Origin of the sequence: Vibrio sp. 10N.247.311.51, from assembly GCF_041467855.1 — a bacterium.
Classification (GTDB): domain Bacteria; phylum Pseudomonadota; class Gammaproteobacteria; order Enterobacterales; family Vibrionaceae; genus Vibrio; species Vibrio coralliirubri.
In genome coordinates this window covers 84,754-92,867 of record NZ_JBFSVK010000027.1, presented here as the reverse complement: position 1 = coordinate 92,867, position 8,114 = coordinate 84,754, and the positions used below count along the sequence as shown (strand labels likewise).

At 44.7% G+C, this 8,114-nt stretch carries 7 protein-coding genes and 1 pseudogene; all 8 read left to right on the top strand.

Translation table 11 applies throughout. From position 1 onward, the window contains the following. Positions 1 to 158: pseudogene (tuf, locus tag AB6E85_RS20495) on the top strand (elongation factor Tu); the annotation flags it as partial. A 223-nt stretch (positions 159 to 381) separates the two neighbouring features. Further along, on the top strand, positions 382 to 759 hold the full coding sequence (secE, locus tag AB6E85_RS20490) for a preprotein translocase subunit SecE (protein WP_010435558.1): 378 nt from the start codon (positions 382 to 384) through the stop codon (positions 757 to 759). A 13-nt stretch (positions 760 to 772) separates the two neighbouring features. Continuing rightward, positions 773 to 1,321 (top strand): transcription termination/antitermination protein NusG, encoded by a 549-nt coding sequence (nusG, locus tag AB6E85_RS20485; RefSeq protein ID WP_010435556.1) that lies wholly within the window; start codon positions 773 to 775, stop codon positions 1,319 to 1,321. A 213-nt stretch (positions 1,322 to 1,534) separates the two neighbouring features. Continuing rightward, positions 1,535 to 1,963 carry a 50S ribosomal protein L11 gene (rplK, locus tag AB6E85_RS20480; protein ID WP_010435555.1) on the top strand — a complete coding sequence of 143 codons (429 nt, stop codon included), beginning with the start codon at positions 1,535 to 1,537 and terminating at the stop codon, positions 1,961 to 1,963. A 4-nt stretch (positions 1,964 to 1,967) separates the two neighbouring features. Next, a complete protein-coding gene (gene rplA, locus AB6E85_RS20475; protein WP_017060523.1) occupies positions 1,968 to 2,672 on the top strand; it encodes a 50S ribosomal protein L1 in 705 nt (234 codons plus the stop codon). 250 nt (positions 2,673 to 2,922) lie between these two features. Beyond that, positions 2,923 to 3,417 carry a 50S ribosomal protein L10 gene (gene rplJ / locus AB6E85_RS20470; protein ID WP_010435550.1) on the top strand — a complete coding sequence of 165 codons (495 nt, stop codon included), beginning with the start codon at positions 2,923 to 2,925 and terminating at the stop codon, positions 3,415 to 3,417. 57 nt (positions 3,418 to 3,474) lie between these two features. Beyond that, positions 3,475 to 3,843, top strand: coding sequence for a 50S ribosomal protein L7/L12 (rplL, locus tag AB6E85_RS20465; protein ID WP_017631516.1), 369 nt, complete (start codon positions 3,475 to 3,477; stop codon positions 3,841 to 3,843). A 235-nt stretch (positions 3,844 to 4,078) separates the two neighbouring features. Next, positions 4,079 to 8,107, top strand: a complete 4,029-nt coding sequence (gene rpoB / locus AB6E85_RS20460; RefSeq protein ID WP_017060526.1) for a DNA-directed RNA polymerase subunit beta — start codon at positions 4,079 to 4,081, stop codon at positions 8,105 to 8,107. Positions 8,108 to 8,114: the final 7 nt, after the last annotated feature.

Sequence of the window (8,114 nt, the reverse complement as noted above, 5' to 3'; positions counted from 1 at the left end):
CTCTACCTGAAGGCGTAGAAATGGTAATGCCAGGTGACAACGTTCAAATGACTGTCGAGCTAATCGCTCCAATCGCAATGGACGAAGGTCTACGTTTCGCAATCCGCGAAGGTGGCCGTACAGTTGGTGCTGGTGTTGTAGCTAAAATCTTTGCATAAGATTTGACGAACCACTAGTAAAAAGGGCATCATTTGATGCCCTTTTTCTGCGCTAAAAAAAGAGTTGGATGTTTTGACATCGATTTTTGCTCTTAGCAAAGAATTAAACGGTCTTTTTGACTAAAATGACTGTTAGATGTGTTGTTTTGCAACGCAAAGGAATGTGCCCTGCAACAGCGGGGTTATTGTCGTCTATATTTAAGACTTATCACAGGTTGGTTTTATGAAAGCAAACGCTGAAACTCCTGATAGCTCAGGTGCAGCAGATACAATGAAGTGGATTGTCGCTTTTGTTCTGTTGGCTGCTGCTGTTGTGGGTAATTACCTGTATGGTGAATTGTCTGTTGTAATTCGCGCTGCAGGTGTAGTTGTGCTGATTGCTGCCGCACTAGGCGTTGCAGCAACAACAACTAAAGGTAAAGCTGCGATCGATTTTGCAAAAGAATCTCGTATGGAGATTCGTAAAGTTGTTTGGCCTACTCGCCAAGAAACTATGCAAACTACATTGATCGTTTTAGCTGTATGTATTGTTATGTCTCTAGTGCTTTGGGGAATTGACGGCATTATGGTCCGTCTAGTTTCTCTAGCAACTGGGGTGTAGAGGGTTCTGATTCATGAGTGAAGCTCCAAAAAAACGTTGGTATGTAGTTCAAGCCTTTTCTGGCTTTGAAGGTCGTGTTGCACAGTCGCTACGCGAGCATATTAAAATGCACAACATGGAAGAACTATTTGGCGATGTGCTAGTACCTACTGAAGAAGTAGTGGAAATGCGTGCAGGCCAACGCCGTAAAAGTGAACGTAAATTCTTCCCTGGCTACGTATTAGTTCAAATGATCATGAATGATGAATCATGGCACTTAGTACGCAGCATTCCGCGTGTTATGGGCTTCATTGGTGGTACCTCTGATCGTCCTGCACCTATCACTGATAAAGAAGCTGATGCTATCTTGAACCGTCTAGAGAAAGCGAGCGAGTCTCCACGTCCTAAGACAATGTTCGAAGCGGGTGAAGTGGTTCGTGTGAACGATGGTCCATTTGCTGACTTCAACGGTACTGTTGAAGAAGTAGATTACGAGAAAAGCCGCATTAAGGTATCTGTATCGATCTTTGGTCGTGCAACACCGGTTGAGCTTGAATTTGGTCAGGTTGAAAAACTGGACTAAAACTCTAAGTTTTGAACAAGCTGTGGATAAATGCTTCATAAGCTGTTCAAAATAAAAGAGTATAAAAAATCACCTTTTTAGGGTTGTTAAAGGCGCGAATTATGATTATAATTTCGCGCCTTTTTGCTTCTGTGGAAGTAAAAAAGAGTTAATTGAATTTATGGGGAGCTCGCCTTGCGGCTAGCGCATGTACCCAAAATATTAGGAAATATCATGGCTAAGAAAGTTGAAGCTTATATCAAACTGCAAGTTGCAGCTGGTATGGCAAACCCAAGTCCACCGGTTGGTCCTGCTCTAGGTCAACACGGCGTGAACATCATGGAATTCTGTAAAGCGTTCAACGCAAAAACAGAATCTGTTGAGAAAGGTCTACCTACTCCAGTAGTTATTACTGTTTACAACGACCGTTCTTTCACGTTCGTAACTAAGACTCCACCTGCTGCTGTTCTTCTTAAGAAAGCTGCTGGCGTTAAGTCTGGTTCAGGTCGTCCAAACACTGAGAAAGTTGGTACTGTTACTGACGCTCAAGTTCAGGAAATCGCAGAAACTAAAGCTGCTGATATGACTGGTGCTGACATCGAAGCAATGAAACGTTCTATTGCTGGTACTGCTCGTTCAATGGGCCTAGTGGTAGAGGGATAAGATCATGGCTAAACTTACTAAGCGTATGCGCGTAATCCGCGACAAAGTTGACTCAACTAAAGAATACGAAATCAGCGAAGCTGTTGCTCTTCTTAAAGAACTAGCGACTGCTAAATTCGTTGAGTCTGTAGATGTTGCTGTTAACCTAGGCATCGATGCTCGTAAATCTGACCAAAACGTTCGTGGCGCAACAGTGCTACCTCACGGTACTGGCCGTGACATCCGCGTTGCTGTTTTCACTCAAGGTGCAAACGCAGAAGCTGCTAAAGCTGCTGGCGCAGATATCGTTGGTATGGAAGATCTTGCTGAGCAAGTGAAAAAAGGCGAAATGAACTTCGACGTAGTTGTTGCTTCTCCAGATGCAATGCGTGTTGTTGGTCAACTAGGTACAATCCTAGGTCCACGCGGCCTTATGCCAAACCCTAAAGTTGGTACTGTAACTCCTAACGTTGCTGAAGCGGTTAAGAACGCTAAAGCTGGTCAGGTTCGTTACCGTAACGACAAGAACGGCATCATCCACACTACTATCGGTAAAGCATCTTTCGAAGCTAGCCAGCTTCAAGAGAACCTAGAAGCTCTTCTAGTTGCTCTTAAGAAAGCTAAGCCTTCTTCAGCTAAGGGTTCTTACCTGAAGAAAGTAAGCATCTCTACTACGATGGGTGCTGGTGTTGCTGTTGATCAAGCTAGTCTTGACACTCAAGCAAACTAATTTGCTTAGGCGCAGATTTAGTGTATACTTCTGCGCCTAATATTTGTGGTTGGGTGGTTTTAAAGCAATTTGAAATCATCTATCCCAAGACCGTAGGCGCTGTCGATTTTCATTAGATTATTGATAGCTTAATAAAACCTACGTAGGCGATGTTGTGGTTTGAAATGAATTTATTCATTTTTAAATAACATCGTAAACGCTCATTACATTTTGTATTGAGTGCTGTAATCACAACCAGAGGTTAATCCAAATGGCTTTAAATCTTCAAGACAAAAAAGCAATTGTTGCTGAAGTCAACGAAGCTGCCAGTGGTGCACTTTCTGCAGTTGTAGCTGATTCTCGTGGCGTTGAAGTTGGCGCAATGACTTCTCTACGTAAACAAGCTCGCGAAGCGGGTGTTTACATGAAAGTTGTTCGTAACACACTAGCACGCCGTGCGGTTCAGGGTACAGACTACGAGTGTCTAGTAGACACTTTCACTGGTCCAACTCTGATCGCATTCTCTAATGAGCACCCAGGTGCTGCAGCGCGTCTTTTCAAAGACTTCGCTAAAGAGAATAAAGATTTCGAGATCAAAGCTGCTGCATTTGAAGGCGCAGTTACTGATGCTGAAGTACTAGCGACACTACCAACTTACGACGAAGCTATCGCACGCCTAATGATGTGCATGAAAGAAGCTTCTGCTGGCAAGCTGGTTCGTACTATCGCTGCTGTTCGCGACCAAAAAGAAGAAGCTGCGGCATAAGCCTTGCTTTTCACTGGTTGCTATTTAAACTTATTGTTGACTTAAAAGAGAATTGTTATGTCTATTACTAACGAGCAAATCCTAGACGCAGTTGCAGAAATGTCTGTAATGCAAGTTGTTGAGCTTATCGAAGCTATGGAAGAGAAATTCGGCGTTACTGCAGCTGCTGCTGTTGTAGCTGGCGGCGCAGCTGGCGGCGACGCTGCTGCTGAGCAAACTGAATTCGACGTTATCCTAACTGCTGCTGGCGCTAACAAAGTACAAGTTATCAAAGCTGTACGTGGCGCAACTGGCCTAGGTCTTAAAGAAGCTAAAGGTCTTGTAGACTCAGCTCCTGCAGCGCTTAAAGAAGGCGTTGACAAAGCTGAAGCTGAAGCTCTTAAAGCACAGCTAGAAGAAGCTGGCGCTTCTGTTGAAATCAAGTAATTATTACTTAATTTCTTAGCCGCAAGGCTAATGGCTGGTGGTTTATTGACCACCGGCCTTTTTGCGCTGTAGGGCTATGACGAATTTTCCGCTGTTTAACCGTCATAATCCGAGCAAAAAAACAGTCATTTTTTCGAAATGATTGTTCACTACAGTAAACAGCTGTTTGTCACCGCCCCCTCTTGAAGAGTGTTTTGGGTGGTTTGGGTCACTTATCAGCGAGCTGAGGAACCCCATGGTTTACTCTTATACCGAGAAAAAGCGCATCCGTAAGGATTTTGGTACTCGTCCACAAGTTTTGGACATTCCATACCTGTTATCGATCCAGCTTGATTCTTTCGACAAATTCATCGAACAGGATCCAGAAGGTCAATACGGTCTTGAAGCTGCTTTCCGTTCTGTATTTCCAATTCAGAGCTACAACGGCAATTCTGAGCTGCAATACGTTAGCTACCGTCTTGGTGAGCCAGTTTTTGACGTTAAAGAATGTCAAATCCGCGGTGTTACTTACTCAAAGCCACTACGCGTAAAACTACGTCTAGTTATCTTTGATCGAGATGCACCAGCAGGTACTGTAAAAGACATTAAAGAACAAGAAGTCTACATGGGCGAAATTCCGCTTATGACAGACAATGGTACTTTCGTAATTAATGGTACCGAGAGGGTTATCGTATCCCAGCTGCACCGAAGCCCAGGCGTGTTCTTCGACAGTGATAAGGGTAAGACCCACTCATCAGGTAAAGTTCTTTATAACGCACGTGTAATTCCTTACCGTGGCTCATGGTTAGACTTTGAGTTCGATCCTAAGGATAACTTATTCGTACGTATCGACCGCCGTCGTAAGCTACCAGCATCGATTATTCTTCGTGCACTTGGTAAATCGACCGAAGAGATCCTAGATCTGTTCTTCGACAAAGTGAACTTCGAAGTTAAAGACCAAACTCTTCTTATGGAGTTGGTTCCTGATCGTCTACGTGGTGAAACTGCGTCATTCGACATCGAAGCAAACGGCAAAACTTACGTTGAGACTGGTCGTCGTGTTACTGCTCGTCATATCCGTCAACTTGAAAAAGATGGCGTTGAGCACATCGAAGTACCAGTAGAGTACATCGTTGGTAAAGTTGCATCTAAAGATTACATCAATGAAGCAACTGGCGAGATCATCGTTGGCGCGAACCAAGAGATTAGCCTAGAAGCACTTGCTAACCTGTCTCAAGCAGGTCACAAGGCTCTACAAACTCTGTTCACGAATGACCTAGATCACGGTCCATTCATGTCAGACACTCTACGTGCAGATAGCACAGTAGATCGCATCTCTGCATTGGTAGAAATCTACCGCATGATGCGTCCTGGCGAGCCACCAACGAAAGAAGCTGCAGAGTCTCTATTCGAAAGCCTATTCTTCTCTGAAGAACGTTACGACCTATCAACTGTAGGCCGTATGAAGTTCAACAGCTCTATCGAGCGTGAAGAAGAAGAAGAGCGCGGTACTCTGGATGAATCAGACATCATCGAAGTGATGAAGAAACTGATTGGTATCCGTAACGGTATTGGTGAAGTGGACGATATCGACCACCTTGGCAACCGTCGTATCCGTTCTGTAGGTGAAATGGCAGAAAACCAATTCCGTGTTGGTCTAGTTCGTGTAGAACGTGCCGTTAAAGAGCGCCTAAGCCTTGGTGACCTTGATGCAATCATGCCTCAAGATCTTATCAACGCTAAGCCGATCTCTGCTGCAGTTAAAGAATTCTTTGGCTCTTCACAGCTTTCACAGTTCATGGACCAAAACAACCCATTGTCAGAAGTTACGCACAAACGTCGTATCTCTGCTTTAGGTCCTGGTGGTCTTACTCGTGAGCGCGCAGGCTTCGAAGTACGTGACGTTCACGTAACTCACTACGGTCGTCTATGTCCGATCGAAACGCCTGAAGGTCCAAACATCGGTCTAATTAACTCGCTATCTGCGTTTGCACGTTGTAACGATTACGGTTTCCTAGAAACTCCGTACCGTCGTGTAGTAGATGGTGTAGTAACAGAAGAAGTTGATTACCTGTCTGCAATCCAGGAAGGTCAATTCGTAATCGCGCAAGCAAACACCATTCTTACTGAAGAAGGTACGTTTGCAGATGAGCTAATCACAGCTCGTCAAAAAGGTGAATCTGGTCTTCACCCACGCGATCACGTTGACTACATGGACGTTGCGACAAACCAAGTAGTATCTATCGCTGCTTCGCTTATCCCGTTCCTAGAACACGATGATGCGAACCGTGCATTGATGGGTGCCAACATGCAACGTCAAGCTGTACCAACACTTAAGGCTGATAAGCCTCTAGTAGGTACTGGTATCGAACGTAACATCGCAGTTGACTCTGGTGTTACAGCGGTTGCTAAACGTGGTGGTCAAGTTCAGTCTGTAGACGCTTCTCGTATCGTAGTTAAGGTTAACGAAGATGAATTGGTACCTGGCGAAGCTGGTATCGATATTTACAACCTAACTAAGTACACGCGTTCGAACCAAAACACATGTATTAACCAACGTCCAACTGTACTTCCTGGTGAACCAGTTGCACGCGGCGATGTTCTTGCTGATGGTCCTTCAACAGACCTTGGTGAACTAGCTCTTGGCCAAAACATGCGTATCGCATTCATGCCTTGGAACGGTTACAACTTCGAAGACTCGATCTTAGTATCTGAGCGCGTAGTTCAAGAAGACCGTTTCACGACAATCCACATTCAAGAACTATCTTGTGTGGCTCGTGATACTAAGCTGGGTTCTGAAGAGATCACAGCTGATATTCCAAACGTAGGTGAGTCTGCTCTGTCTAAACTAGACGAGTCAGGTATCGTTTACATTGGTGCTGAAGTTAAGGGTGGCGACATCCTAGTTGGTAAAGTAACCCCTAAAGGTGAAACTCAACTGACTCCTGAAGAGAAGCTACTACGTGCTATCTTCGGTGAGAAAGCATCTGATGTTAAAGATACTTCTCTACGTGTACCAAACTCTGTTTCGGGTACTATCATCGATGTACAAGTCTTCACTCGCGATGGCGTAGAGAAAGACAAGCGTGCACTTGAAATCGAACAGATGCAGCTTAAAGAAGCTAAGAAAGACCTAACTGAAGAGTTCCAAATTCTTGAGGGTGGCCTTCTTAACCGTGTTAAAGCTGTACTTCTGTCTGGTGGTTACTCTGAAGCTAAGCTTGATACTATCGGTCGTAAGCAATGGCTAGAGCAAGTTCTAGAAGACGATGCGCTACAAACACAGCTTGAGCAACTTGCTGAGCAGTGGGATGAGCTAAAAGCAGACTTCGATAAGAAGTTTGAAACTAAGCGTCGTAAAATCACTCAAGGTGATGATCTAGCGCCTGGCGTTCTTAAGATTGTTAAAGTTTACCTAGCGGTTAAACGTCGTATCCAGCCTGGTGATAAGATGGCCGGTCGTCACGGTAACAAAGGTGTAATCTCTAAGATTAACCCTGTTGAAGACATGCCATACGATGAGAAAGGTCAGCCTGTAGACATCGTACTTAACCCGCTGGGTGTACCATCGCGTATGAACATCGGTCAGATCCTAGAAGTTCACTTAGGTTTGGCTGCGAAAGGTATCGGTGACAAGATCAACCAAATGGTTAAGGAACAACAAGAACTGCATAAGTTCCGTGAGTTCCTACAGAAGGTTTACGATCTTGGTGATACTCGTCAGAAAGTTGATATTGCTGAACTGTCTGATGATCAAGTTCGTACACTGATCAAGAACCTACGTGGCGGTCTACCGATTGCTACTCCTGTGTTCGACGGTGCTTCTGAGTCTCTAATCAAAGAACTACTTAAACTGGGTGATCTGCCAGAATCTGGTCAGCTTAAACTGTTTGATGGTCGTACTGGTGATTCGTTTGAGCGTCCTGTAACTGTTGGTTACATGTACATGCTGAAACTGAACCACTTGGTTGATGACAAGATGCATGCTCGTTCAACTGGTTCTTACAGCCTAGTAACTCAGCAACCACTTGGTGGTAAAGCTCAGTTCGGTGGTCAGCGTTTCGGTGAGATGGAAGTATGGGCACTAGAAGCATACGGTGCTGCATATACTCTACAAGAAATGCTAACAGTTAAGTCAGATGACGTTAACGGCCGTACTAAGATGTATAAGAACATCGTAGACGGTAACCATAGCATGGAACCTGGTATGCCTGAGTCGTTCAACGTACTGTTGAAAGAGATTCGCTCGCTAGGTATCAACATCGAGCTAGAAGACGAAGAGTAATCCCTCC

Coding starts and splice junctions, on each gene's coding strand:
- secE (WP_010435558.1), top strand. CDS start 382: ATGAAAGCAAACGCTGAAACTCCTGATAGCTCAGGTGCAGCAGATACA.
- rplA (WP_017060523.1), top strand. CDS start 1,968: ATGGCTAAACTTACTAAGCGTATGCGCGTAATCCGCGACAAAGTTGAC.
- nusG (WP_010435556.1), top strand. CDS start 773: ATGAGTGAAGCTCCAAAAAAACGTTGGTATGTAGTTCAAGCCTTTTCT.
- rpoB (WP_017060526.1), top strand. CDS start 4,079: ATGGTTTACTCTTATACCGAGAAAAAGCGCATCCGTAAGGATTTTGGT.
- rplK (WP_010435555.1), top strand. CDS start 1,535: ATGGCTAAGAAAGTTGAAGCTTATATCAAACTGCAAGTTGCAGCTGGT.
- rplJ (WP_010435550.1), top strand. CDS start 2,923: ATGGCTTTAAATCTTCAAGACAAAAAAGCAATTGTTGCTGAAGTCAAC.
- rplL (WP_017631516.1), top strand. CDS start 3,475: ATGTCTATTACTAACGAGCAAATCCTAGACGCAGTTGCAGAAATGTCT.